The sequence below is a fragment of the Bacillus sp. ISO11 genome, from assembly GCF_003458115.1.
GTDB lineage: Bacteria > Bacillota > Bacilli > Bacillales > Bacillaceae_G > Bacillus_A > Bacillus_A cereus.
The window spans coordinates 187,664-213,027 of the sequence record NZ_QXCO01000004.1; the positions used below are offsets into that span (position 1 = coordinate 187,664).

Genomic DNA, 25,364 nt, shown 5'->3' on the forward strand with positions numbered 1-25,364 from the left:
AGTAATTACCTTTGGACAAACGTTTTTTAGGGGACGTTTGTTCTTTTTGTTGTAGTTCCGTTCTTTTATTTCACAAGTAATCTATGAAGAAAATAAATGGTGTTTGCAACTTGTAAACAAATAAATTTCATGACAAGTGTAACATTACGAGCAACTCTTTCTATTCAGTTTTTATATTGGATATTCATTCAACCAAATTAGCGCTTGTTCATAATCATCAAAAAACTCCACGGATTCTTTTGTATTGGATTGTTGTAAATACTTCAGTATCTCTCCTTCTTCAAGAAGAAATGCAATTGCCTTACTATGATTCAAAATGGTTTCATTGAAGAACTTATCTTTCCATACTTTTTGAACAGAAAAATGATTTGGGGTATACCCTTTTCTATCCACCAACACTTTGTATTTCCGACCCTCAGAAATAAATTGCTGACAAACCTGCTCAAAATCATTAAACCATTCATACACATCTTCTGTATTAATCTGGCCAATTAGATGGGTAACAATCAAATCTCCTGAAACTATTGTGCTGATATTCTGTTTACTCAACTTTTAATCATCTCCCTTAGTGGCAATTATGCATAAAATTCTTACTTGACACTCCCACCCCATCGCTATCACCTTAAGCTCATATAACTTTAATTATAAGCGAGATTGTGTCTTTTTTTCGCCAGTCTATATGTAAATACTTTAAAGATTTCCATACGAAATAAACCCTAATAAGTTTCTTTTTTTGAATTAAATCACTAGATTTTGAAACATGGTACAATTGTAAACGACACCCAATATATGAAAGACTGCTTTCTTCTCATATCTATAGGACTTCTGTCCATCATTTACCGCCTCAAATCTTTTCGTTTTTGCACGTATATTCAAAACAAAATATATGATAAATAAATAACGACAGTTACTGTAATAATGCTGAAAATTGTTGAAAATAAAACGATTTGTGCATGTAATTCAGGCTCTATTTGATATTCCATAGCAATGGTTGATGTATTTCTTGAAGTAGGAAAAGAACTTGCAATAAATAACGATTGCGCAACAATACCATCGATGTTTAGTATGTATATTACAGCAAGTGCTAATAATGGTCCCATCAGTAACCTTCCAATTAAAGCCCATGTTATGACTCGATGGAAAAAATTAAGTTTAATGTTGGATAATTGCGCCCCTAGCAATATGAGTGCTATTGCAACAAAACCATTCGCAAGCTGATTAAGAGGTAGCAAGATAGAATTAGGTATTTGAATTTTAAAAGATTGAAAGAGAACCCCTAATACGAGCGCATGAAATACAGGCAGTCTTAGAAATGATTGAATAATACCTCCGATTGTTTTTGTTGCTGATAGTAAGTTATATATCCCATATGAATAAGTTAAAAGATTCTGGAAAATCACAATAAAAATCTGAATGGAAACCCCCACTGGATTGTGACTGAAAATCAATTGACTTACTGGTAACCCATAATTACCGGAATTCATTAACGAAATGCTATTTTTTAGAGCTGCACTTTCTCCTTTTTCTAACTTTAATGTTTTTGAAATGAAATGACTTACTATGATCAGACTCAGACTATAAAGCATTAAATAGTATATTATTTGGAGCAACAAACCTGTCTCTATACTAATATCATATATATTCACAAATACAGCTGCTGGCATTAAGCAATAAGTAATAAGTGTAGAAAGCTGCTTTAAGTTAAATTGGAACTTTCTTTGTAAGATTGCACCAATTAGCATTAATATTAATATTGGTAATATTACGTCTAGTATAATAAAAACAAACATGTAAAACCTCATTCTAAATATATTTTAGTTGGATTAAACACTTTACTAAATATGAATCACATTTAATCAGTCGGAAAACCCCTTCAATTCTCAATAATCAGAAAAACTTAAACCAATAATATGAAAATGTGCATCAAAAATTCTTATTTCATTTCCCTCTCCTCTCTTTTCTTTAACATACCAAATATAACTCATAAAGAAAATTATGGATTATTTATACAAATTCATAATTTTATCTTATTGACCTAAACTATCTTCTTTATTTTAAATATACTTTTTCACAATATCCATTAACCTTACCAAAAAATTTGGCCCTAAAAAAATCTGATAATGCAGTTACTATGCGAAGGATACTTGCATCAATCCTATACTTGTCGCTTAAACTACCTAACACACCTGATACTTGTTTATCTTGAGTGGACTTATATTTTTTTCATCTAAACATCCCGATTCAATTAAATATTTGCATTCTAAAAATGAGTTCGATCTTTAGAATAGATTTAAGATTTCCTTAACTAATCTGCCCTTTAATTGAATAACTTTTGACATCTTCATTTTAAAAGCAAATTCTTATAGAAAATAAGCGTTTATTGAGAGATCAATAAAAACATGTTGAAGCCTATTACTAAAAGAACCATCCCAAAATACTTTGGGATGGTTCTTTTTCCTTATTAATGATTTTTTAACATCACTAACAGCTTTTCTTGACTATACATCCACACTGTAATGATTAAACAAGCAAGTGCGACTTCTGATAATGCCATAAATCCAATTGCATAATGGCCTGTTAGTTGGAATAGTAATGTTAAAATTAGGGGCGGGAAGAACCCTCCTAGTCCGCCTAAAGCTGAAACAAGTCCATTTACAATACCTGCTTGTTCTGAGAAGTACATTGGAACGAGTTTAAAGATTGTACCATTACCAATGCCTGCACAAAATGCGACTAGTAAGCAACCAAATGTATACACGTTCATACTAGGCATGAATGATAAAATAATACCTGAAAGTGTTAAACCGATAAATACGAAGATTAATATTTTAAATGGATTAAACTTATCGCCGAGCCAACCACCAATCGGACGCATAATTGTTGCGAGTACAATGAATCCTGCAGTTCGCATACCAGCATCTACTTTCTCTAATCCGAAGTGAGATACTAAAAAGTTTGGTAAGTATACTGTAAATGCGACAAATGATCCGAATGTTAAAAAGTAAAAGATACATAAAAACCAAAGTTTCTCATTTTTATATACACCTTTTATTTGTTCCATTAATGGTGTATTCACCTTTTTCTCCTTACGATCACCTAATAAAAAGTTCATAAGTGCAAATGCTGCAAGTAAAACTAAATAACATTGTACTGTCGTTCTCCAGCCAACTGAAGTTGCGATAACAGGCGCTAAAAATGAAGTAATTGCTGTTCCGGCGTTACCGACACCGTAAATACCATTTACAAAACCATGACTCTCTTTCGGAAAGTATTTTGGTAAAGAAGTTACTCCTACAGAGAATACAGCACCACCGATTCCTACAAATAATCCACCAATAATTAAATCCATCATAGAATTGGCAACACTAATATAAAAGACAGGAAATAATAATAGAATAAAACTAATAAAGAATAATTTTCTTGCTCCGAAACGATTTGTCCAATAACCAATTGGAATGCGAAGAACAGAACCTAAAATAACGGGTACTGCTGTGACCATAGAAATTTGCCCCGCAGTTAATGGGATATCCACTTTAATATAAGGCATTAATGATGATAAAATGACCCATACCATAAAACCTATAATTAGATTAGAAGTTTGTAAACTTAATTGAAAATTAGGACTTTTCATCCTGTTCCCTCCTATGTATGCATATTTATATTCATTCTCTCCAGCCTAATCACGTCGTAACATGATTAAGTCGAAAAGAATCAACCACCACTTACTGGCGGAATTATCGCTATGACATCGCCAGTTTGAATGATGTCATCCTCATTTGCATACTCTTCATTTATAGCTACCATGATTTCATTTGAAATCGCTACGTTGTATTTCTTAATGAGTACCTTCTTTAGTTCAGAAACTGTAATATTTTCACAATCGATTTGTAATGCTGGCTTACTTACTTCTTCTTGTAAATGTGCAAATAATAGTACTTCAATCATATTCTCATCTCCTCTTCAGGCTCACCATTCTCATATGCTACATTCTCTAGCTGATCACCAATCCATGATTCACCATCTTCCCAAAATTCTTTCTTCCAAATTGGAACGATTTGTTTTATACGCTCCATAATATATTCGTTCGCCTCATATGCAGCTTTCCGGTGTGGTGTAGAAACAGCGACGACAACAGCAAGATCAGAAATTTGTAATGTACCAATGCGATGTGTAATGGCGACAAATGTCCCAGGCCACCTCTCTCCTACTTCAGTACCAATTCTCTCAAGTTGTTTTTCTGCCATTGTTTTATATGCTACATACTCTAAATGTAGCGTACGACGCCCTTTCGTAAATTCTCTAACAGTACCAACGAAAGTAGTAACTGCGCCGCACTCACGACGAATTACTTTGTTTGTAACTTCCTCAATTGAAATAGGTGTATCAATTACTTCATAATACGTTTGTATCATTTTGCACCTCTTATCTTTGTATAAGTTAGTAATCTATTTTTCTATTATTTGTATGATCGAAGTGGTTCTTCCCACGGCCACTCACTTCCAGCGTTTGATTCTAATAACAGTACCGAAACAGTTATTCCTGCTTCAAATCCTCTCGTTCCTCCTGGCAGGACGATAAATGCGTTCGCCTCTGCAAGTGAAGAAATTGCACTAGATTTATCTAAACCAACTGGTGTAACTTGTAATTGACCATCTACAAATTCCACTCTCCCTCTTACAAAACGAGTAAACGGATTTGCTTTCGAAATGTCTTTCTGTAATATTGCCTCTGCACGATATATGTGCGGATCTTTCCTATGCAAGTATGTTCCAATGACAGGTCGAACAAACAATTCACATCCGACATAACAAGCAGAAGGATTACCAGATAGACCAAATAATAGTTTTCCCTCTAACTCAGCTACAGTTGTCACACTTCCTGGTCGCATCGCTATTTTGTTAAAAAGTACATTAGCTTGTAATCTCTCATAAATAGCCGGTAAATAATCATAGTCTCCTACTGAAACGCCACCAGTTGTAATTAATATATCAACTTCTTTTATCGCTTTTTTTACAGTGTTATAACACGTCTCAAAATTGTCAGCGAATTGCCCATAATACTGTACAATTCCACCTGCTCGTTCAATTTGAGCAGCTACCATATAAGAGTTACTATTTCGAATCTTCCCTGGCTTTAATTGTTCATGTACTTCGAGCAGTTCACTTCCTGTCGTTACAATTCCAATGACTGGCTGTTTTACAACATATAACGTACTATAACCAAACGTAGCAAGAAGCGCTGCAACTCCAGGATTAATAACAGTCCCTTTTTTCACAAGGATGCTATTTTGGTTTACATCTTCTCCTTTAAAAGAAATGTTATCGCCAGAAGAGAAAGAGCGTTTTAATACCATATAAATCTTTTCGTTTTCTTCAAATCCTTCCGTTAGCTCTAACATAACAACCGCATTACACCCTTCCGGAATTGCGGCACCTGTCATAATACGGACAGCTTGAAATGCTTTCACTTCTTCTGTAAAAACAAAGCCTGCTCCAATTTCGCCAATTACTTCAAACTGAATGGGGTTACTACTACTCGCTTCTTTTGTATCTTCCGCTCGAATCGCAAACCCGTCGTACGGAGAGCGATCAAAATGCGGAACATCATGATCTGCAATAACATCTTCTCCAAGTGTTCTACCGTAGCTTTCTATAAGAGAAACCTTTTCTATTTCACCTTGGTAAGCATATTCCATTACACGAGCAACTGCTTCTGCCACTGGAATTGGTATACGTTTTTCTAACATTCTTTTTTCACCTCGTTTTAATAAGGGGCAACTCTCTTTCTGTTCATCCTATATATTTTGCGTATAATCGTTTTGCTATTTTCACATCATTTGTTCCATGAATAAATGCCCTACCGTCTGTAAATAAAACGAAACGATATTCATCAATTAGAAATGATAGTAAGTAAGGCGTTTTTTGGACAAGTACACTTTTTTGTAATCGTTTTTGAACTTCCTCTAAATGAAGAACACGTTTTATCCCTGGACGGATTTGAACCGTATTCCGTCCACATAGCACTTCCGTTTTCATCTGTGCTTCAAATGTTAAACTTGGATACGTGCGTGTATTTCCACAAGATGGACATGTATTTTTCTTCTGTCTATTTACTTTTAATGAGAGATATTGATTGTTCCAAATATCAAATGATAACATTGTCCCTCTTAATGATTCATAATCATCCACCAATATTTTCATCGCCTCTGTAACTTGGTGAGCAACAACCATTTGTACAGCTGGCTGAATGATTCCGGCTGTATCGCATGTTGCACCGCCCATAGGATGATCCATTAGACAGCGAAAACATGGTGTTTTCCCAGGAAGAATTGTATACGTTACACCGTAACTCCCAATGCATCCGCCATATATCCAAGGTATATTTTCTTTTTGTGAAATGTCATTTATAAGTAGACGCGTATCGAAATTGTCAGTCGCATCTAATATGAGATCCACATCTTTTGTTAACTCTTCTATTTCTCGCATTGTGACATCTGTTACAACTGGTACAATTTCCACTTCAGAATTAATCTTTCTTACATGTTCTGCTGCTGCAATTGCTTTTGGTTTACACTGCTGCGCATCTTCTTCTGTATATAACTGCTGCCGCTGTAAATTACTCCATTCGACGTAGTCACGATCAGCAATTGTCAATTTCCCAATTCCCATCCTAGCAAGTGCTTCTGCATTCGCAGCTCCTAGCGCACCCGCACCGATTAGGAGCACATGCTTTTCTCTTATTTTTCTTTGTCCCATTTCACCAATTCCAGAAAACAACACTTGTCTTGAATAACGCTCTTGCATAAGAAATCCTCCTTTCACTATCCACCAATGTAAGACATTTCAACTTTTGGACGTTTACTTGTATTCTCAACCGTTCTTTCATCTGAATATCGATCTGTTCTATATCGCCATGTATCATTTAAAATTTTTAATAGTGATGCATCAGAAATATTTTCTCGAAGAAGCGTTCGCAAATCCGTTCCTTTCGCTCCAAATAGGCACGTGAAAAACTTGCCGTCTGCCGAAATACGAGCTCTCGTACAAGAAGAACAAAATGACTCAGAAACAGAAGTAATAAATCCAACTTCTGCATTACTCCCTACATATCGATACAATTTCGCAACCTCTCCAAAATAACGAGGCTGAGCGGGCTCAATTGGATATACACGATTAATTTTCTCTATTAATTGTTCCTTCGTAATGACTTCTTCAAAATTCCATCCGTTTGTACTACCTACATCCATAAACTCAATGAAACGGAGCTGAATTTCTTTTTCTTTAAAATAACGAGCCATATGAAGAATTTGACTATCATTCATCCCTTTTTTTACGACCATATTTACCTTTACTTCTAATCCAGCAGCATTTGCTGCTTCTATTCCTTTCAGTACAGGTTTTGTACTTACATTTCTTCCGTTAATTTTTTTGAAGACATGGTCCTCTATCGCATCTAAACTAATATTTACACGTTTTAATCCCGCGTCTTTTAGCGCCTTAGCTTGTTTTGCTAAATGAATTCCGTTTGTTGTGAGTCCGATGTCTTTTAAGCCTTCTAGATTTGTAAGTCTTGCAATTAATTTCGGTAAGTCTTTACGCAATAAAGGTTCACCGCCAGTAAGCCTAATTTTATTAACTCCCATACTTATAAATAATCTCGCTAACCTTTCTATTTCATTAAATGTTAATAAACACTCTTCCTGTAAAAAAGCATAATCAGGTCCGAACACTTCAGCAGGCATACAATATGTGCACCTAAAATTACAACGATCAATAACTGAAATGCGTAAATCTTGAAGTGGCCGCTTTAAAGAATCTTTCATGTTCTCGTGCATCTATATCCCTTCTTTTCTGCTGCAATCCTTAGTAAGCTTTCATTTTTTTATTTGCCTTCATTATAAAAAAGAAGCTACATATTCAATGTGACTTTTCTCACATCACTTTCCCCATTCAAAAAATTTTCACAAATCCGTTCGCATTTTGTTCACATCTTTAGCCACTCCTCCTTACGGTCATTGAAATTTCAATTTATTTTTAAATAGCTCTTGCATTTTCATCATACTTACACTCAAAATAGGAAATGTATTGCTTATAAGAAGAAAGGTGATCACTGTGGCAAACAGTATGACATTATCTCAAGATTTAAAAGAATTACTTGCATCTGTTGAATATAAAATGCAGATAAAAAAAGGTAGTTTTATTTTTCAAGAAGGTATGGAGGCAACAGAACTCTATATCATTCACTCAGGAAAAGTACAAATTAGTAAACTTAGTGCTGACGGACAAGAATTAACACTTCGAATTTGTTCGGAATATGACATTATTGGAGAATTAACATTGTTCACGGATAATGCAAAATATTTATTAAACTCAAAATGTCTTGAAGATGTTGAAGTAGGTGTAATAAAACGTGAAGCGTTAGAAAAAGCATTACTCCAAAAACCCGCTCTTGTATTTGAATTTATGAAATGGATTAGTGAACATTTAAGAAGAATGCAAACGAAGTTCCGAGATTTAGTATTACACGGCAAAAAAGGTGCCCTGTACTCTACTCTTATACGAATGACAAATAGTTACGGTGTATTAAAAGAAAATGGTATTCTCATCGATTTACCATTAACGAATCAAGAACTCGCTAATTTCTGTGCAACTTCACGTGAAAGTGTAAATCGAATGTTAAATGAATTAAAAAAGCAAGGTACAATTTCAATTCATAAAGGAAAGATTACAATCCACGATTTACAATTTTTAAAATGTGAAATTGCTTGTGAAGATTGCTCTGCTTCTGTTTGTAGCATTGATTAGCATCTTATTTAGATGCTAATCTTTTTTCAATTTAAACTACTTATTAACGTTTATTCCCTATGTAAACAAAAACGAGGCCTTCCATATTAGACCTCGTTTCGTTTTAACCATTAGCTCCTATCCGTTTACAGCAGTATTATTTTTTCAACTCATTAGGAATACGTCTTCTGTAAATCACATAACTACGGCTTACATATTTAATTGGGGCACTAAATACATGTACAAGTCTTGTAAATGGCCACACTGCGAAAAGCCCCATCCCTGCGAGAATGTGAATTTTAAACCATATTGGTACTTCCATCATATATTCAACTTTCGGTTGGAAAATAAAGAGACTTCGGAACCAAGGGCCAATCGTTGTACGATAATCAAATCCTTTTGAATCGATATTTAAAAATGTTGAAGAAAGTCCTGCTAGCATTACGATAAGTAATAAAATAAGCGCAATATAATCTCCCTTTGTACTCGTTGCAATGATACGTTTTACAGTTACGCGGCGGTACGTTAATATAATTAAACCGATAATAGAAGCAACACCTGCCGGAAGTCCGAAACTAATTGCTACTACATGATACATATGCTCAGAGATACCTATTGAACGGTATACAGCTTCTGGAATTAAAATTCCCATAACATGACCGCCAATTACGAACATGATCCCAAAGTGGAATAATAGACTCCCGACCCGGAGCATCTTCTTTTCTAATAGTTCACTAGATTTTGATGTCCATCCAAATTGATCATAGTTGTATCTAAAAATATGTCCACCGATAAATATTGCAAAAATGATATAGGGAAACAATACCCATAGAAATTGATCCATCATTTTAACAACTCTCCTTTCTAATTTGTCTGTACACCCCATGTTTCGATAGCGAGTAGAACAGCCGCAAGAATTGGTTCATACATACTGTCTGCTTCTTTTAATTGAACGTGTAACGCTTGTATATTCTCCGTGTATTTACTCATAATTGGTTCACTGTCTATCTCATTTGCATTTGCAAAGAACTCAAGCAATAGCGGTAAATAATCAGGTAATTCTTTATCTGTTACTTCAAAACCAGATTTTTTATAATGCTGTTTTAACTCCAGTAATTCAATACCTCTTTCTCTTTGTTCACCAGTGTTCATATAAGTAAGATACATATTTGTTTTCTTACCAAAATCGAATGTATATACGTAACTATCAATGAGTTGATCATTCGTTTTATTTAGCACTTGCTTTATAAAGGCTGTAAGTGACGCTTTAACGTCTTCCTGTTTTATTGTTTCAACCTCTTCTTGCAATTCAGTTACAGCTTCTCTCCACCCTAGTTCAGGATAGGAGAGAAGAAAAGAAGAACAAGAAAAAGCTGTTTGTAAACTTTGTCTCATAATTTTCTGCCCCCTTTATTTAAGAAATTGTCATACAAGAGCCTGGACCACCTGTGAATGATAAACCACAGCTTCCTTGTTCGCTATATAAATCTGCCACTTGTTCACGGTGAGATGTCGGGATAACGAAGCGATCTTTATATTTCGCAATGGCAAGAAGACGATACATATCTTCTACATCCTGTTTCGCTAAACCAAGTTCTTTTAATACAGCTTCATTTGGCTCTTTATTAATTTGCAGTGCTCTCATATATGTTCGCATAACAGCCATTTTTTTCAATGTAAGACGAATGTGTGATTCATCCCCTGCAGTGAGTAAATTCGCTAAATATTGAATTGGAATACGCATATTATCAATTGCAGGGAAAACCTCTTCTGCTTGCCAGTTACTACCTTTCCCTTCCACCATGTTCATAATTGGGCTAAGCGGAGGGATATACCAAACCATCGGCATTGTACGATACTCCGGGTGAAGAGGCAGAGCAATTTTCCAATCGATAATCATTTTATAGATAGGTGACTGTTGTGCTGCTTTAATCCATTCTTCAGGAATGCCTTGTTTTTTCGCTTCAGCTGCTATTTCTGGATCATTTGGATCTAGGAAAACAGTAAGCTGAGATTCATATAAATCTTTTTCGTCTTCAACAGAAGCTGCTTCTTTTACTTTATCAGCGTCATATAGCATTACTCCAATATACCTGATACGTCCTACACATGTTTCTGAACAAATTGTTGGCATACCAGCTTCAATACGTGGGAAGCACATTGTACATTTTTCAGCTTTATTCGTTTGCCAGTTAAAATACACTTTTTTATATGGACAAGATGATACGCAGAATCTCCATGCGCGACATGCATTTTGATCTACAAGAACAATTCCATCTTCTTCACGTTTATACATCGCACCAGATGGACAAGATGATACGCAAGATGGATTCATACAATGTTCACATATGCGTGGTAAATACATCATAAAGACGTTTTCAAAATCTGTTTTAATTTCTTCTTCCATTTTCTTTACGTTTGGATCTTGCAATCCAGTTATATGTCCGCCTGCTAAGTCATCTTCCCAGTTTGGACCCCATTCAATTTTGTCGATAAATTCGCCTGTAATTGCTGATTTCGGACGAGCAACTGGCTGATGCTTACGCTGCGGACTATTTGTTAACGTTTCATAATCATAGTTCCAAGGTTCAAAGTAATCATCAATCGTTGGTTGATCTGGATTGTGGAAAATATTCATAAGACGTTTCATTTTCGAACCGGATTTTAGCTGAATTTCACCATTTTTCAATTCCCAGCCGCCTTTATATTTCTCCTGATCTTCCCATTGTTTCGGATAACCAATACCTGGTTTCGTTTCTACGTTATTGAAATACATATATTCAGCACCTGGACGATTTGTCCAGGTGTTTTTGCATGTTACGCTACAAGTATGACAGCCGATGCATTTATCTAGGTTCATTACCATTCCGACTTGTGCTTTAATCTTCAAGCCAATCTACCTCCTTCAGTTTACGGATTACAACATTTAAATCACGCTGGTTCCCAGTTGGACCATAATAGTTAAATCCATAACTTAATTGACCATATCCACCAATCATATGTGTCGGTTTTACGTGAATTCGAGTTGGACTATTATGCGTTCCCCCGCGATTACTTGTTAATTTCGTACCAGGTACGTTAATGTGACGATCTTGCGCATGATGCATAAATGCCATTCCTCTCGGTATACGGTGCGTTACAACAGCACGCGCTACAACAACACCGTTACGATTAAAGCACTCAATCCAATCATTATCTGCAACACCCGCTTCAGCAGCGTCCTCTTTATTCATCCAAACAGTTGGACCACCTCTAAATAGCGTTAACATCGGTAATGAATCGAAGTACATACTATGAATCGACCACTTATTATGCGGTGTTAAATAGTTTAATGTAATTTCTTTCCCTTCTACTTCAGGTCGTGATTTACGGAACGGTTTATGTTGCAGAATTGGTTTAAATGTTGCCATCGTTTCACCAAATTCTTTCATCATGTCATGGTCTAAGTAGAAAGATTGTCGACCAGTTATCGTTCTCCAAGGGATGAGACGTTCCACATTTGTTGTAAACGGTGAGTAACGTCGTCCACCTTTTTCTGAACCTGTAAAGGCCGGAGAAGTAATTACTGTTTTCGGTTGTGCTGTAATTTGTTCGAATGTAAAGCATTCTTCTTCACGTTCTTCTGCTAAATCACGTAGTTTTAAATCTGTTTGTTTTTCAAGTGCTTCCCATGCTTTTACTGCCATATGACCGTTTGTTGTAGAAGATAGTGTTAATACCGCTTCAGCAGCATTGATTGCTTCTTTAATGTCTGGACAACCTTTCGCGATAGAATCCGTTCGAACGACTCCTAATTTGCTCTTTAATTGCTCATACTCTTTTTCTGCTGACCAAGAGATCCCTTTCGTACCAATCGGTTGTTTTCCGGCATTTGGTCCAAGCGCAGTCATTTTGTCATAAATCGTTTTATAATCCCTTTCAACAACGTGAATTTGTGGCATCGTTTTACCCGGGATTGGTTCACATTCACCTTTACTCCAATCTTTAATCTTGCCAAGTGGTTGCGCTAATTCTTGCGGTGTATCATGAAGAAGTGGTGTTGCAACAACTTCTTTCATTGGTTCAAGATCAATTTTCTTCGCTAAATCAGACACTGCTTTAGAAAGTGAAGTGAAAATACCCCAGTCAGAGCGCGCTTCCCACGGTGAACCGATTGCCGGATTAAATGGATGTACAAATGGATGCATATCTGTACTGCTTAAATCGTGTTTTTCGTACCAAGTTGAAGCAGGTAAGACGATATCAGAATACAGTGCTGTTCCAGCCATACGGAAATCTAAATTAATGAGTAAATCAAGCTTCCCTTCTGGCGCTTCTTCATGCCACTTTATTTCTTCTGGTCGTAATGAATCACTGTCGTCATTCATTAACCCGTTTGTTGTACCTAATAAATGTTTTAAGAAATATTCATGTCCTTTACCAGAACTCGAAATTAAATTCGCACGCCATACGAATAAGTTGCGCGGGAAGTTGTTTTTGTTATCTGGATCTTCAATCGCAAATTTCAGTTCTTTTTCTTTTAATTTTTGTGCAACGTATTTTCCGATTTCTTCTTGCGTTGTTGCACCAGCAGCAACAGCCTCTTTATATAATTCAATTCCATTTTTCTCGAATGTTGGATAAGAAGGTAACCAGCCAAGTCGTGCAGCTAATACGTTGTAATCACCGTGATGTTGATAACGAGAGTTACCTTCAACTGGTGATGCTAAATGTCCAACAGGTGTATCTTCATAACGCCATTGATCTGTTACGAAATAGAAGAAGGATGTACCGTTTTGTAATTTCGGTGGACCTTGCCAATCTTTTGCCATCGCGATTGTTTGCCATCCTTCTGCTGGTCTTAATTTTTCTTGACCAACATAATGAGCCCAACCACCGCCGTTTACACCTTGTGCTCCAACGAGAAGAACAAGATTTAAAACGGCGCGATAAATCGTATCAGAGTTAAACCAATGGTTAATACCCGCTCCGACAATTATCATTGAGCGACCATTCGTATCAACAGCATTTTGTGCGAACTCACGAGCGATTTGAATAATAAGCTCACGTTTTACTCCTGTCATTTTCTCTTGCCATGCAGGTGTAAACGGTATGTCATCATTGAAATCTTTCGGTTCTTGTCCGCCAAGCCCTCGGTTCACACCGTAATTTGCTAACGTTAAGTCGTATACAGTTGTAACGAACAATTCGCCTTCTTCTGTCATAACCTTTTTCACTGGAATTGTACGTTCTAATATTTTGTTTCCATCATCAGAGAAGTACGGAATTTGTACAGTTCCAATCGCTTCCTCCATTCCAAGTAAAGAAAGACGTGGATCAATCTTTTCACCTGTTTCTTCATCTTCTAAACGCAAGTTCCATTTCTTTTCATTATCCCAACGTGACCCCATTGTGCCGTGAGGTGTTGCAAAATCATTCGTATTCTCGTTCCAAAGAACAGGTTTCCATTCCCCTAACTTCGTTTCTCGTCCAATATCAGAAGCATTTAAGAAGCGATCAGCAACGAATTGATCTCCTTTTTGTTTCAATGTGACAAAGAAAGGAAAATCAGTATATTGCTTCGCATACTTTGTGAAATATTCCACTTGATTATCCACGTAAAATTCTTGTAAGATTACGTGTCCCATTGCCATCGCAAGTGCACCGTCTGTACCTTGTTTCACACTAATCCAATCATCCGCAAACTTTGTTGATTCAGCGAAATCAGGACTGACAGAAACGACTTTCGTTCCTTTATATCGAACCTCTGCTAAAAAGTGTGCATCTGGTGTTCTCGTCATTGGTACATTTGAACCCCATGTCATAATGTAACCAGAGTTATACCAGTCACTACTTTCTGGTACATCTGTTTGATCACCCCAAATTTGAGGAGAAGCTGGTGGTAAATCCGCATACCAATCATAGAAGCTAAGCATCGGTCCACCCATAAGTTGCATAAAGCGACTACCAGCAGCATGACTTAACATCGACATAGCTGGAATTGGTGAAAAGCCAACATTTCGGTCTGGACCGTATTTCATTACTGTGTACAGTAATGAAGCTGAAACGAGTTGTAACACTTCATCCCAATTCGCACGAATGAATCCCCCTTTACCACGCGCCTGCTTATACGTACGTGCCTTTTCACGGTTTTCCACAATGCTTTTCCAAGCCTCTAATGGTGACTCGTTATTTTGCAATTCTTCTTGCCACATATTCCAAAGAACACCACGTACATACGGGTATTTCACACGAAGTGGACTATAAATGTACCAAGAAAAACTTGCTCCACGTGGGCATCCTCGCGGTTCAAAATCTGGCATATCAGGACCTGTAGTCGGATAGTTAAGCTCCTGCCCTTCCCAAGTTACAATTCCATCTTTCACATATATATTCCAGCTACATGAACCAGTACAGTTCACGCCGTGTGTAGAACGAATTACTTTATCATGCTGCCAACGCTTTCTGTACACATTTTCCCATTCGCGATCTTCATATGTTTCTTGTGTATGATTATCGTTATAACGATCTATTGGCGAAAAATATTTTAAACGTCTCATTAGTGCTGAAGTTTTTTTCTTCATACTGTTCACTCCTTTAATACGTCTCTCTTACATACCCTTACTATAAGAGAGGTTGTAAAATACAGATGTGACATTTCGCACAGTTCAAGAGATTGTCAAAAATTCAGTAGAAAATAAGTTTGTGAGAAAATCTTTTGTTCCGTTGTGAAGATTATGGTTAATCTTAATTATTAGGAGAATGCTATTTTGAGGTATCGACTATTTTGCAAAAGAAAAAGAGTTTTGATATTATTTCAAAACTGCCATAAGGAAAAGAGTATAAATTGTATGTAAAAAAATTTTTCCCAATGTTATTATTTTATATCGAGTCTGATTTTACATAAAACTACAAATCATTATTTACTGTATTGCCCTTAGTTACGGAAACAATTATACTAGATGTAATCGAAATAAATAATCTGAATATTCTCAGAATTTAAGGTAGAAGTTTTACTATCTACAAATAGAATTAGAAATATGTCCACTAAATAGATTAGAAAACGATAATAACATTAGGAGGATTACGATGCCCCAGCTTGATTCATTACATCCCACTGTAGAAAAAATAATCAATAATATTGAAAAAATAATGGTCGGAAAACGAAAAGAAACGACCTTAGCTTTGACAGCTCTCTTAGCTGAAGGTCATGTGCTATTAGAAGATGTTCCTGGTGTCGGGAAAACAATGCTAGTACGTGCTCTTTCTAAATCCATTGATGCTGATTATAAGCGAATTCAATTTACACCTGATTTATTGCCGTCAGATGTAACAGGAGTTTCTATTTATAATCCGAAAGAGCTCCAATTTGAGTTCAAGCCTGGACCAATTATGGGGAATTTTGTACTTGCTGATGAAATTAATCGTACATCTCCAAAGACACAATCTGCTTTACTTGAATGTATGGAAGAAGGCAATATTACAATAGATGGTATTACAAGACCTTTACCAAAGCCGTTCTTTGTCATGGCTACACAAAATCCGGTCGAATATGAAGGAACATATTCTCTACCAGAAGCTCAGCTCGATCGTTTCTTATTGAAACTAAAAATGGGATATCCTACACCAGAAGAAGAATTTGAAATTTTAAACCGGATGGAAAAAACAAATCCACTCTCTCAATTACAGACCATTACTACAATAGAAGAATTACTTTATTTACAACAAAGCGTACGGGTAGTAAGTATGGACAAAGCAATTAAGCATTACATTGTAAAGCTTGTTAATCAGACTCGTACGTACAGTTCTATACAGCTAGGTGCAAGTCCACGTGGCTCAATTGCTTTAATGAAAGCTTCACAAGCTTATGCATTTATCCATGGCAGAAATTATGTTATTCCAGACGATGTTAAACTTTTAGCTCCTTACGTTTTAGCGCATAGGCTCATTCTAAAAATGGAAGCAAAATTTGAAGGAATAACTGGCGAACAAGTTATCGCAAAAATCGTTGCACGAACTACCGTGCCTACTCAAAGGGCGATGAACCCTTGATGAAACGAATGCTGCGAGCGCTATATCACGTTATGAAGTTATTGCTACTCCCTTTATGCCTAGTCTTAACATTTGTGTACGCTATGTTTCAAGGAGGGTTTGTCAGTTGGTTTTTATTTTACAGCATAATTCCCATTGCTCTTTATTCACTACTACTCCCCTTCTACGCTTTACGGGACGCTGAAGTAAAGCGAATAACAAACCAAAATGGATATGTAGTAGGAGAACAATTTGTAAGCACGATTACAATAAAAAGAAAATTTCCTTTTCCCTTACTTTATTTAGTTATAGAAGATGAACTGCCACCACAATTTATAAGTTGTAAACAAATAAAGATGAATAAGGTAGTACTCTTCCCAGGATTGAAACGAAATATTTCGTTTCAATATGTTATTGACACAATCCCTAGAGGCGAGCACACTTTTTCAAGCGTTCGTGTCAAAACTGGCGATTTATTCGGCATGATGGAGAAAGAAGTAACTTTTTCAGTTCCAAATACATTTTTAGTCTATCCCCAGTATGTAGATATAGCGTATCGACAATTGGAAAATCATTTCGAACAAGGAGCGCTTTCAGCAAATATAAATTCAGCAAAAGACTCTACAATCTCGGTCGGTGTCAGAGACTATAAACCTGGCGATCGCTTTTCATGGATCGATTGGAAAGCAACTGCACGAACAAACAATATTATGACAAAAGAGTTTGAACAACAGCGCAGCCATAATATCATGATATTCATAGACAGAACCGAGTCTCCTCTATTCGAATCAGTCGTCACATTTACTGCCTCTATCGTAAGGGCTGTCTTGAAACAAAATTCACCAGCATCATTCGTGTCTATCGGAAAAGAACAAACTATTTTCCCTTTAGACAATGGAGATACGCAGTTACAACAAATCCTTTGTCATTTAGCAAAAGTACAAGCAGACAGTGTATTCCCGCTCTCCCAGAGTGTAGACATGGAACTAAGAAAAATTTATGAGCCCGTCACGGTTATACTCGTGACCAGTAATCTTTCTCCCGATATTCAAAAGGCGGCTGATTGTGCTGCTATAAGAAATAGAAAATGTATGGTTTTTGTCGTGAAAGAAAAAGCGAATCAACTTTCACACCGAGAACTCAGTATACTAGAAACTCTAAAAAAACGACAAATATTTGTAAACACGGTTTATGAAAACCGGTATACAAACGTGTTTTTTGAGGTGAACAAATGATGATATTACAAGCAAAATACAAGTGGGATACGAACAGATTCTTCATGCATGCATGTGTATTTCTTCTTTTACTAGAATGGCTAAGACCTCTTATAGGTATTACAAATGTAGGTAGATTAGATATTTTCGTAACATTTATAGGAATTTGCTTCGCTCTCTCTTTTTTTCAAACGAGGTGGCAGATTCCTATAAAAATTGTCACAGTCTTATTTATCATTCATTCCCTATATTATAAAAATGCTTTTATAAATCCATCTTGGCTAACAACATTCTTTTCTGATATGTTTCGAAATTCCTCCCTGTTTTTCCAAGGGAATTTACTAGATATTTCTCCAGTTTTTCCGACGGTTTTATTTTTTCTCTCATTTTGGTTTTTGAGTTCTTTCACTTCATTTTGGATTATTCATAAAAAACGTGGGTTTCTATTCCTTGTATTGACTATTATTTATATCGCAACTTTTCATAACTTACATTTATACAATGCAAACTACGCTATTATTCGTACTGTTGTCATCGGCTTTTTTATGCTTAGTCTTCTTCAAGTAGAACGAATAAAAGAACGTGAACACTTACAAAATTATGCTAGAGAAATCTCAAAATTACTTAGACCACTTACAATATTTATCGTATTATTAGTAACCATTGCATACTTTGCTCCAAAATTTGGCCCTCAATGGCCAAACCCAATGGATTTTTTAAAATTCAACACATCTGAAGCAAGTAAAGAACAAAAAATTTATACAATTGGGTATGGTTTAGATGACTCGCGATTAGGCGGTCCTTTTAAGGCGGATCCTACAGTTGTTTTCACAGCACGAACGCAAAACAAACAATATTGGAGAGTAGAAACAAAAGATTTTTATACAGGAAAAGGCTGGGAAATTTCTGAAAATCCGAAAAAGATTTCTTTTAAAAATAAAAACGACGTCGTAAGCTGGTACGAACAAAATACAAAAATGAAAACGACTGAGGCAACAATTACCATGCAAAAAAGTTACCCTCACCTTACCTATCCAGCAGGATTAGTATCAGTTGAGGCTGCTTCTGATGTATCATACAGTGTTGACCCGTTTTCAGAAAAAATTTATACAATGAATGGAGACTCTTCTACTACTTTACATTCGTATAAAGTAACATATGAGATCCCTGAGTTTTCCATAGAAAACTTGAAAGCTGTAAAAACAAATGAAGGTCAAGAAACAAATCCTTATTTTATGACAAAGTACACACAACTTCCCAAGTCATTACCACAGCGCGTAAAAAACTTGGCTGTCAATCTTACAAATGATAAAGACAACCGATATGATAAAGTATTAGCTATTGAAAATTACTTTACAGACAACTCTTTTACATACGAATCAACGAATGTCTTATTCCCTGCCAAAAGCCAAGATTATGTAGATCAATTCCTTTTCGATACAAAAAGCGGCTACTGTAATAATTTTTCGACGTCTATGATTGTACTACTTCGTTCTGCCGGGATTCCTGCTCGCTGGGTAAAAGGCTATACAGAAGGAACTCTTGACAATACACTTGCCTCTGCAGAAGGTGAGGATGTTTATACAATCACGAACGATAACGCACACTCTTGGGTCGAAGTATATTTCCCAGGATACGGATGGATTCCATTCGAACCAACAAAAGGATTTACTAATCCCTATAATTTTATAAATAATACGCCTGCTCCTATTTCACAAAATAGCGAAGCAAATAATTCTAATAACACGCAAATACAACAACGAAATAATGAAGCAAAACTTAAAAGTTTAATAGAAAATACAGAAGAAGCTTCTACTAAAAAGGTCACAAATTCTCAAACTAGTTTTTCTTGGTGGTACGTATTCCTCTCTACGATACTAATTAGTATTATGGGATACATTCTCTTCACCACTAGAATGATATGGAGGACATTTCTTATTATTCATTTCTATAAATACCGAAAAGATGATGCTGTTTATCAAAAAGCTTACGGTGCACTTTTAAAACAATTTGCGAGAATTGGCATGCCACGGGGTGAAAGTCAAACATTCCGAGAATACGCTCTCCATATCGATACACTTTACAACTCGGCCGATATGCAACAACTTACTGCCAGTTATGAGAATGCTATGTATAAACAGGGGCAGGCTGCAGCAGAATGGAAGAAATCCGTACACTTATGGGAAGTGCTTATGAAAAAAGCAGCTTCTCTACCTAAATCAGATGGCTTTGATACAGTAATTTAATCTTGAAAATGTGAGTTTAAAGAAAACGTCTCAAAGAACTACATTGTTCTTTGAGACGTTTTTTAATAAAGTGAAACTCCTAATTATTCTCCAAGTACCTTCTCAATCTCAACCTCTAAATCTACCGGCTTCGTCTGTGGCGCAAAACGCCCTACTACTTTCCCGTCTTTTCCAATTAAAAACTTCGTAAAATTCCATTTCACTGCTTTCATACCGAGTAAACCTGGTGCTTGTTCTGTCATGTATGTATATAAAGGATGAGCCTTATCACCTTTCACATCAACCTTTGCAAACATTGGGAAGTTTACACCGTAGTTTAATTCACAAAAACTAGTAATGTCCGCTTCTGTACCTGGTTCTTGTCCTCCGAATTGGTTACAAGGGAATCCGAGTATTTCAAGTCCTTGGTCTTTATATTTATCATACACCTCTTGTAATCCTTTATATTGCGGTGTGAAACCACATTTACTAGCTACATTTACAATAAGAAGTGCTTTTCCTTCGTAATCTTTTAACGATTTTTCTTCACCGGTAATTGTTTTAGCTGAAAAATCATAAACTGTCATTGTCTTTGCCCCTCTCTTCACTATCATTCTATGTTTATACTATACTACATTCGTGAATATACATCTCTTATTACGTACTTATAAGATATAATGATAACGCTTTATTTCCGTTCAAAATTCGACACATACTACTAGACTTTTATGATGGAAAGTTTTACAATTGAAATGTGAACAAAATGTGACAGTTTATATTCCATTATAAAAGAAAAGGATGGTGTCCATTATGAAAACTGCACAACATGAAACGATTTCAAATCGCGAGTTTTATTTCGTACTATATATGATGTTATTGTATGTTACTGGCTGGGTAATCGATGTAAATGGTTTATTCTTAAGCTCCTACTTTAATTTAGCAGGAGAAATTATGCTTCCATTAGTAGGCGGGATTGTTGGACTGTTCATTATGTCTATTAATAAACAACAAACGAAATAATAATATTACAAAAAGGCAGAAGACGAGCTTCGTTTTCTGCCTTTTTTCTATTTTAGCGTATAATAGAAACATGCAGTATATAAGGAGTGGTAAATATGAAAAAAGTAGAGCAATTATCTTCTCACCTATATCTGATTGATGATTTCGATTTACAACATAATGAACGAACTGGTACGTACGTTTTATTAGGTGACGATATTACTTTAATTGAAACTTGTGCAGCCCCTTCTCTTCCGTATATTTTAGAAGGCTTACAACAATTACATATTGATTTAAACGCAGTTAAAAACATTATCGTTACACACGTTCATTTAGATCACGCAGGGGCTGCTGGTTTAATGATGGAAAAGTGCCCAAATGCTACTTTATATGTGCATTCTCGCGGTGCTCGTCATATGATTGACCCAACAAAACTCATTTTAGGTGCAAAAGCTGTATACAAAGAAGATTTTGATAAACTATTTGATCCAATTCTTCCTATAGAAGAAGAACGTGTTCGTATTGTACAACATGGTGATACGTTAAAAATTGCCGAAGAACGTATCCTTACATTTTACGATACACCGGGGCATGCTAAGCACCATATTAGCATTCACGATTCATTAACAAACGGGATTTTCACTGGTGATACAATTGGAATTTATTATAGAGAACTCGCAAACGTTGGTGTAGAACTGTATCTACCATCAACGTCCCCTTCACAATTTCAACCAGATGCGATGATTGCTTCTAAAAATCATATTCAAAGTATGGATGTAGATACTATTTATTTCGGTCATTACGGCGCATCCTCTCATGTTACAGAAGTATACAATCAACTGGAATATTGGCTACCTATTTTCGTTCAGACTGGTAAGGAAGTCTTTGAAAAGTATAATGATTTCGATGAAGCTACTAAAGCTTTACAAACTTTGTTAATGGATAAAATCTCTTCTCATCTTACAAAGTTAAACGTTCCATCAGATCATTCCGTTTATAATATTTTACATCTAGATATAGAAATTAGTGCAATGGGCATTATTGATTATTTCACGAAGCAAGAAAAAGCAAACTCCACTATTAACTAACAGTAAAAGAAGAGATATACAACAGTAGTTATTGTATATCTCTTCTTTTTTTGAATATATTTTGAGTAAAGGATGGTGGAATATAATGCAAAAAGTGATGCTATACCTCTGCTTTACATTATTTATCGTCTTATTATTATTTGTAGGAGTAAAAATTCAATTTTATTTAGATACAGACACGCAAGTGAACTTTAACGTTTATCCAAGATTATTCTACTTTACACTCTTCCCTCTTATAGTTGGCATTTTATTACGATTCCTTCAATCTATTAATCGCGAAACAAGTAAACAAAACTGGAGCTTTCAACCGGATAAATTTATTGCTATTACAGTGCCTACACTATTCATTTCCTTTTCCCCAGCACTACTCTTTTCACCACTTGCAGAATACCTACCTTATTTAGTTAATATTATTCTAATAAATACAACTTTTGTTACGATAATTAGTTTAATAGCTGGTTATTCACTTTTAGATTGTTTTATACAAAAAGATACTGCAAATATGAAAAAATATAATTGAACACTCTTTTTTTGTTTTAATAAAAAAGCTCAAAGCTAAAGCATTGAGCTTTTTACTTATCTCACCTTTTCATCTACATACTCCATAAACTGCTCCGCTTGAATAAATCTTTCTTTGTACGCCTCAGGTACTTCTTCTACTTTCATCCCACCAGTTGATTTTGTCTTCACTTGTACGATTTCATATGTCATTAAAGCTTCCACATAACGGTCAAACTCTTTTTGTGTTAATACTTCTTTACTAGACTTATGACCATTTAATTTATCAAAGTATGGCTGAAGACCCATACTTACCTTTTTCATTTCTTCTCTTTTTGCTGGTGATAATTGATCATAATCAATATTACCGTTCGAATCTCCGTACGTAAGTTTTGCATTTGTTAATTTTTTTAGTTCTTTTGTAAACTCTTCATATTCCTTCGTACCCATTTCATCTTTCGCCTCTGATAATTTTGCACTAAAACGCATATACGCCTCTAATGTCATCGTTCCGGCATGTTTTTTTAAATTCTCGAAAGATCCGTATATACCATCCGCCATAATAGATTGATACGCAAAACCAGTCGTCGGGATTAAAAATGCTGCCGCAAGCACTCCTGCAATAAGACGCTTCTTCCTTTTGTTCCCTCCGCGATTCATTTTAATCTGAACAATTACTTTTTCTTTTAACTCCGGCGGGGCAACAATTCCCTTCGATTCTTCTTGTATAGATTCTCTAACTCTACAATCTAAACTCATTTCACATTCCCTACCTCTCCTAAAAAGATTTCTTCTACTTGCTCTTTTTGACGTAGTTTCTTTAATGCTGCGTGAATTCTAGATTTCACAGTACCAATTGGAATATGTAATATTTGTGCTACTTCTTCTTGTGAATAATCGTGTAAGTATCTTAAGATAATAACTTGTTTCAATTTATACGGTAATTTATGAATGAGTTCAATTAGTTTTTGGTTTGATATTTTACTTACAACATCGTTAGAAAAATCAATTTGCACTGACTTTCTTTGCTCTTCTGCTTTTTTTATAATTCGTAGTCGCATCCACCTCTTTCTTCTATAAGAGTGAATTTGTTTAATCGCAAGTCCAATTAGCCAAGGACGAAATGGCTTCTCGCTATCATACTTACGAAGCGATTCATATAGTTGTATGTATATTTCTTGAACGACATCATCTACATCCGTTTTATCCTCTATTAAAAAATGTGCTGTTTTATATACTTCTTGAATCGTTTTATCATACAACTTGCTATATGCTTCTTTATTTCCTGATAAAGTTAATTGGATTAAATGTGCGTAATCTATTTCACCCTTCATATTCCAGCCCTCCTTTGTCTTACACTATATATTGGCAGGTAATTCATATTTCGTTCGATTTTTTTAAAGTTTTTTTATATAAATTAATATTATGATTCATTTAGTTCATAAGCTTCACTTATAACCACACATAACTATTATATATTTTTCCAATTTCTGATAAAGATTTAAAATAATTTATATAGTCAAATTTAGGAGGATATATGATGAAAGCTATCGTTGTAACGTCGTTCGGTGGTCCTGAAGTGATGAAATATACAGATTTGGATATACCGTCTATTTCAGAAGATCAAGTTTTAATTCGCGTTGTTGCTACTAGTGTAAATTTCGCTGATATTAAATCACGTTATGGTAAAAAAGGAAATAAAGCACTACCTTTTATTCCAGGTATAGATGCCACTGGTATTGTAGAACGTGTCGGTTCTCATGTGAAAAATATTCACCCTGGACAACGTGTCATTGCTTTTCCTCAAAATGGATCTTACGCAGAATACGTTGTTGCAAATGAAAATCTTACTTTCGTATTACCCCATGAAGTTGACTTTCAAACTGCAGCCGCTTGTCCAATCGTATCTTTTACAAGCTATAATTTACTCGCAAATGTTGCAAGGCTTCAACAAGGTGAATCTGTACTCATTCATGCGGCTGCTGGCGGAATTGGCACTACTGCTATTCAACTTGCTAAACTATTAGAGGCTGGAACAGTTATAGGCACTGTCGGAAGTGAAGCAAAAAAAGAAATTGCTTTAGATGCTGGAGCTGATTATGTTATTTGTCATCAAGATGAAGATTTTGTAGAGAAAGTCAATGAACTGACAAATGGTGAAGGGGTTGATGTAATTTTAGACTCTATTTCTGGAACGGTTTCTGAAAGAAGTTTAAACTGCCTTGCTTATTACGGTCGCCTCGTTCATTTCGGTAATGCTAGCGGTGAAATTGGTAACTTTCAAACGAAAGATTTACATGCAAGTTGCCGCTCTATACTTGGTTTTAGCTTTGGAACCACACGAAAAAAGCGTCCTGAACTGCTCCAAGAAACTGCAAATGAAGTTTTCCGTTATTTGCGTGACGGACGTTTACAAATTAAGGCTACGAAATCTTTTCCACTTCAAAATGCAGGGAAAGCACATGAATGGGTCGAAAGTAGAAAAAGTACAGGGAAAGTAATACTAACTGTTTAGTCCTCTTCCTGAAATGAATACTGGAAACAGAG

At 35.6% G+C, this 25,364-nt stretch carries 23 protein-coding genes and 1 pseudogene; 8 read left to right on the plus strand and 16 right to left on the minus strand.

Annotation, left to right across the window (positions count from 1 at the left end; all coding sequences use genetic code 11):
• Window positions 1-171 precede the first annotated feature (171 nt).
• The 9 genes and pseudogenes from D1166_RS06130 to moaA form a co-directional block, all read right to left on the minus strand.
• Window positions 172-549, minus strand: a complete 378-nt coding sequence (locus tag D1166_RS06130) for an STAS/SEC14 domain-containing protein (RefSeq protein WP_000043364.1) — start codon at window positions 547-549, stop codon at window positions 172-174.
• Between the two features lie 323 nt (window positions 550-872).
• The gene (locus D1166_RS06135) at window positions 873-1,790 is read right to left on the minus strand and encodes an AEC family transporter (RefSeq protein WP_000497508.1); all 918 of its coding nucleotides are present in this window, start codon (window positions 1,788-1,790) and stop codon (window positions 873-875) included.
• 304 nt (window positions 1,791-2,094) lie between these two features.
• Window positions 2,095-2,223, minus strand: a pseudogene (locus tag D1166_RS32135) (PspC domain-containing protein); the annotation flags it as partial.
• A gap of 238 nt (window positions 2,224-2,461) precedes the next feature.
• Window positions 2,462-3,631, minus strand: a complete 1,170-nt coding sequence (narK, locus tag D1166_RS06145) for a nitrate transporter NarK (protein ID WP_000841851.1) — start codon at window positions 3,629-3,631, stop codon at window positions 2,462-2,464.
• 80 nt (window positions 3,632-3,711) lie between these two features.
• Window positions 3,712-3,945 (minus strand): molybdopterin converting factor subunit 1, encoded by a 234-nt coding sequence (gene moaD, locus D1166_RS06150; protein WP_097856349.1) that lies wholly within the window; start codon window positions 3,943-3,945, stop codon window positions 3,712-3,714.
• Window positions 3,942-4,412: a molybdenum cofactor biosynthesis protein MoaE gene (locus D1166_RS06155; protein WP_000616829.1), complete on the minus strand. Its 471-nt coding sequence runs from the start codon at window positions 4,410-4,412 to the stop codon at window positions 3,942-3,944. Before D1166_RS06155 ends, moaD begins: the two co-directional genes overlap by 4 nt.
• Window positions 4,413-4,456: 44 nt before the next feature.
• Complete coding sequence (locus D1166_RS06160; RefSeq protein WP_097856348.1) at window positions 4,457-5,746, minus strand: molybdopterin molybdotransferase MoeA; 1,290 nt, start codon at window positions 5,744-5,746, stop codon at window positions 4,457-4,459.
• Between the two features lie 43 nt (window positions 5,747-5,789).
• The gene (locus tag D1166_RS06165; protein WP_001158128.1) at window positions 5,790-6,803 is read right to left on the minus strand and encodes a molybdopterin-synthase adenylyltransferase MoeB; all 1,014 of its coding nucleotides are present in this window, start codon (window positions 6,801-6,803) and stop codon (window positions 5,790-5,792) included.
• 17 nt (window positions 6,804-6,820) lie between these two features.
• Complete coding sequence (moaA, locus tag D1166_RS06170; protein ID WP_000545029.1) at window positions 6,821-7,834, minus strand: GTP 3',8-cyclase MoaA; 1,014 nt, start codon at window positions 7,832-7,834, stop codon at window positions 6,821-6,823.
• A 277-nt stretch (window positions 7,835-8,111) separates the two neighbouring features.
• Here moaA and D1166_RS06175 point away from each other — a divergent pair, with 277 nt between their 5' ends.
• Window positions 8,112-8,804: a Crp/Fnr family transcriptional regulator gene (locus D1166_RS06175; RefSeq protein ID WP_000013866.1), complete on the plus strand. Its 693-nt coding sequence runs from the start codon at window positions 8,112-8,114 to the stop codon at window positions 8,802-8,804.
• Between the two features lie 136 nt (window positions 8,805-8,940).
• On the opposite strand, the gene narI is transcribed toward D1166_RS06175, so the two are convergent.
• Genes narI through D1166_RS06195 form a run of 4 tightly spaced genes read right to left on the minus strand, consistent with a single transcriptional unit; the run spans window position 8,941 to window position 15,346 of the window.
• Window positions 8,941-9,630, minus strand: a complete 690-nt coding sequence (gene narI, locus D1166_RS06180) for a respiratory nitrate reductase subunit gamma (protein ID WP_000969225.1) — start codon at window positions 9,628-9,630, stop codon at window positions 8,941-8,943.
• Between the two features lie 17 nt (window positions 9,631-9,647).
• Window positions 9,648-10,178 carry a nitrate reductase molybdenum cofactor assembly chaperone gene (gene narJ / locus D1166_RS06185; protein WP_001249925.1) on the minus strand — a complete coding sequence of 177 codons (531 nt, stop codon included), beginning with the start codon at window positions 10,176-10,178 and terminating at the stop codon, window positions 9,648-9,650.
• A gap of 19 nt (window positions 10,179-10,197) precedes the next feature.
• Window positions 10,198-11,673: a nitrate reductase subunit beta gene (gene narH / locus D1166_RS06190; RefSeq protein ID WP_000692663.1), complete on the minus strand. Its 1,476-nt coding sequence runs from the start codon at window positions 11,671-11,673 to the stop codon at window positions 10,198-10,200.
• A complete protein-coding gene (locus D1166_RS06195) occupies window positions 11,663-15,346 on the minus strand; it encodes a nitrate reductase subunit alpha (protein WP_097856347.1) in 3,684 nt (1,227 codons plus the stop codon). Before D1166_RS06195 ends, narH begins: the two co-directional genes overlap by 11 nt.
• 505 nt (window positions 15,347-15,851) lie before the next feature.
• On the opposite strand from D1166_RS06195, the gene D1166_RS06200 reads away from it, so the two are divergent.
• The 3 genes from D1166_RS06200 to D1166_RS06210 are packed head-to-tail and all read left to right on the plus strand — an operon-like array spanning window position 15,852 to window position 20,253.
• Complete coding sequence (locus D1166_RS06200; protein WP_097856346.1) at window positions 15,852-16,814, plus strand: AAA family ATPase; 963 nt, start codon at window positions 15,852-15,854, stop codon at window positions 16,812-16,814.
• A complete protein-coding gene (locus D1166_RS06205) occupies window positions 16,814-18,028 on the plus strand; it encodes a DUF58 domain-containing protein (protein ID WP_000827541.1) in 1,215 nt (404 codons plus the stop codon). The genes D1166_RS06200 and D1166_RS06205 overlap by 1 nt, the downstream gene beginning before the upstream one ends.
• On the plus strand, window positions 18,025-20,253 hold the full coding sequence (locus D1166_RS06210; RefSeq protein ID WP_097856345.1) for a transglutaminase TgpA family protein: 2,229 nt from the start codon (window positions 18,025-18,027) through the stop codon (window positions 20,251-20,253). Before D1166_RS06205 ends, D1166_RS06210 begins: the two co-directional genes overlap by 4 nt.
• Window positions 20,254-20,336: 83 nt before the next feature.
• Here the strand turns inward: D1166_RS06210 and bsaA are convergent, their stop codons facing one another.
• Complete coding sequence (gene bsaA, locus D1166_RS06215) at window positions 20,337-20,819, minus strand: glutathione peroxidase (protein ID WP_000219434.1); 483 nt, start codon at window positions 20,817-20,819, stop codon at window positions 20,337-20,339.
• A gap of 223 nt (window positions 20,820-21,042) precedes the next feature.
• Between bsaA and D1166_RS06220 the strand changes: the two genes are divergently transcribed.
• The 3 genes from D1166_RS06220 to D1166_RS06230 all read left to right on the plus strand — a co-directional run bounded on the left by D1166_RS06220 (window position 21,043) and on the right by D1166_RS06230 (window position 22,839).
• The gene (locus D1166_RS06220; protein ID WP_000844984.1) at window positions 21,043-21,252 is read left to right on the plus strand and encodes a DUF3925 domain-containing protein; all 210 of its coding nucleotides are present in this window, start codon (window positions 21,043-21,045) and stop codon (window positions 21,250-21,252) included.
• A 95-nt stretch (window positions 21,253-21,347) separates the two neighbouring features.
• Window positions 21,348-22,319 (plus strand): MBL fold metallo-hydrolase, encoded by a 972-nt coding sequence (locus D1166_RS06225; protein WP_097856344.1) that lies wholly within the window; start codon window positions 21,348-21,350, stop codon window positions 22,317-22,319.
• A gap of 85 nt (window positions 22,320-22,404) precedes the next feature.
• Window positions 22,405-22,839, plus strand: a complete 435-nt coding sequence (locus tag D1166_RS06230; RefSeq protein ID WP_001174544.1) for a hypothetical protein — start codon at window positions 22,405-22,407, stop codon at window positions 22,837-22,839.
• A 56-nt stretch (window positions 22,840-22,895) separates the two neighbouring features.
• On the opposite strand, the gene D1166_RS06235 is transcribed toward D1166_RS06230, so the two are convergent.
• On the minus strand, window positions 22,896-23,576 hold the full coding sequence (locus D1166_RS06235; RefSeq protein WP_000050697.1) for a DUF3600 domain-containing protein: 681 nt from the start codon (window positions 23,574-23,576) through the stop codon (window positions 22,896-22,898).
• Entirely contained in the window at window positions 23,573-24,151 is a 579-nt protein-coding gene (locus D1166_RS06240) for a sigma-70 family RNA polymerase sigma factor (protein ID WP_000675563.1), read from the minus strand. The genes D1166_RS06235 and D1166_RS06240 overlap by 4 nt, the downstream gene beginning before the upstream one ends.
• A gap of 206 nt (window positions 24,152-24,357) precedes the next feature.
• Between D1166_RS06240 and D1166_RS06245 the strand changes: the two genes are divergently transcribed.
• Window positions 24,358-25,332: a quinone oxidoreductase family protein gene (locus D1166_RS06245; RefSeq protein WP_097856343.1), complete on the plus strand. Its 975-nt coding sequence runs from the start codon at window positions 24,358-24,360 to the stop codon at window positions 25,330-25,332.
• Window positions 25,333-25,364 lie beyond the last annotated feature (32 nt).

Coding starts and splice junctions, on each gene's coding strand:
- D1166_RS06135 (WP_000497508.1), bottom strand. CDS start 1,790: ATGTTTGTTTTTATTATACTAGACGTAATATTACCAATATTAATATTA.
- narK (WP_000841851.1), bottom strand. CDS start 3,631: ATGAAAAGTCCTAATTTTCAATTAAGTTTACAAACTTCTAATCTAATT.
- moaD (WP_097856349.1), bottom strand. CDS start 3,945: ATGATTGAAGTACTATTATTTGCACATTTACAAGAAGAAGTAAGTAAG.
- D1166_RS06155 (WP_000616829.1), bottom strand. CDS start 4,412: ATGATACAAACGTATTATGAAGTAATTGATACACCTATTTCAATTGAG.
- D1166_RS06160 (WP_097856348.1), bottom strand. CDS start 5,746: ATGTTAGAAAAACGTATACCAATTCCAGTGGCAGAAGCAGTTGCTCGT.
- D1166_RS06165 (WP_001158128.1), bottom strand. CDS start 6,803: ATGCAAGAGCGTTATTCAAGACAAGTGTTGTTTTCTGGAATTGGTGAA.
- moaA (WP_000545029.1), bottom strand. CDS start 7,834: ATGCACGAGAACATGAAAGATTCTTTAAAGCGGCCACTTCAAGATTTA.
- narI (WP_000969225.1), bottom strand. CDS start 9,630: ATGATGGATCAATTTCTATGGGTATTGTTTCCCTATATCATTTTTGCA.
- narJ (WP_001249925.1), bottom strand. CDS start 10,178: ATGAGACAAAGTTTACAAACAGCTTTTTCTTGTTCTTCTTTTCTTCTC.
- D1166_RS06195 (WP_097856347.1), bottom strand. CDS start 15,346: ATGAAGAAAAAAACTTCAGCACTAATGAGACGTTTAAAATATTTTTCG.
- D1166_RS06200 (WP_097856346.1), top strand. CDS start 15,852: ATGCCCCAGCTTGATTCATTACATCCCACTGTAGAAAAAATAATCAAT.
- D1166_RS06205 (WP_000827541.1), top strand. CDS start 16,814: ATGAAACGAATGCTGCGAGCGCTATATCACGTTATGAAGTTATTGCTA.
- D1166_RS06210 (WP_097856345.1), top strand. CDS start 18,025: ATGATGATATTACAAGCAAAATACAAGTGGGATACGAACAGATTCTTC.
- bsaA (WP_000219434.1), bottom strand. CDS start 20,819: ATGACAGTTTATGATTTTTCAGCTAAAACAATTACCGGTGAAGAAAAA.
- D1166_RS06220 (WP_000844984.1), top strand. CDS start 21,043: ATGAAAACTGCACAACATGAAACGATTTCAAATCGCGAGTTTTATTTC.
- D1166_RS06225 (WP_097856344.1), top strand. CDS start 21,348: ATGAAAAAAGTAGAGCAATTATCTTCTCACCTATATCTGATTGATGAT.
- D1166_RS06230 (WP_001174544.1), top strand. CDS start 22,405: ATGCAAAAAGTGATGCTATACCTCTGCTTTACATTATTTATCGTCTTA.
- D1166_RS06235 (WP_000050697.1), bottom strand. CDS start 23,576: ATGAGTTTAGATTGTAGAGTTAGAGAATCTATACAAGAAGAATCGAAG.
- D1166_RS06240 (WP_000675563.1), bottom strand. CDS start 24,151: ATGAAGGGTGAAATAGATTACGCACATTTAATCCAATTAACTTTATCA.
- D1166_RS06245 (WP_097856343.1), top strand. CDS start 24,358: ATGAAAGCTATCGTTGTAACGTCGTTCGGTGGTCCTGAAGTGATGAAA.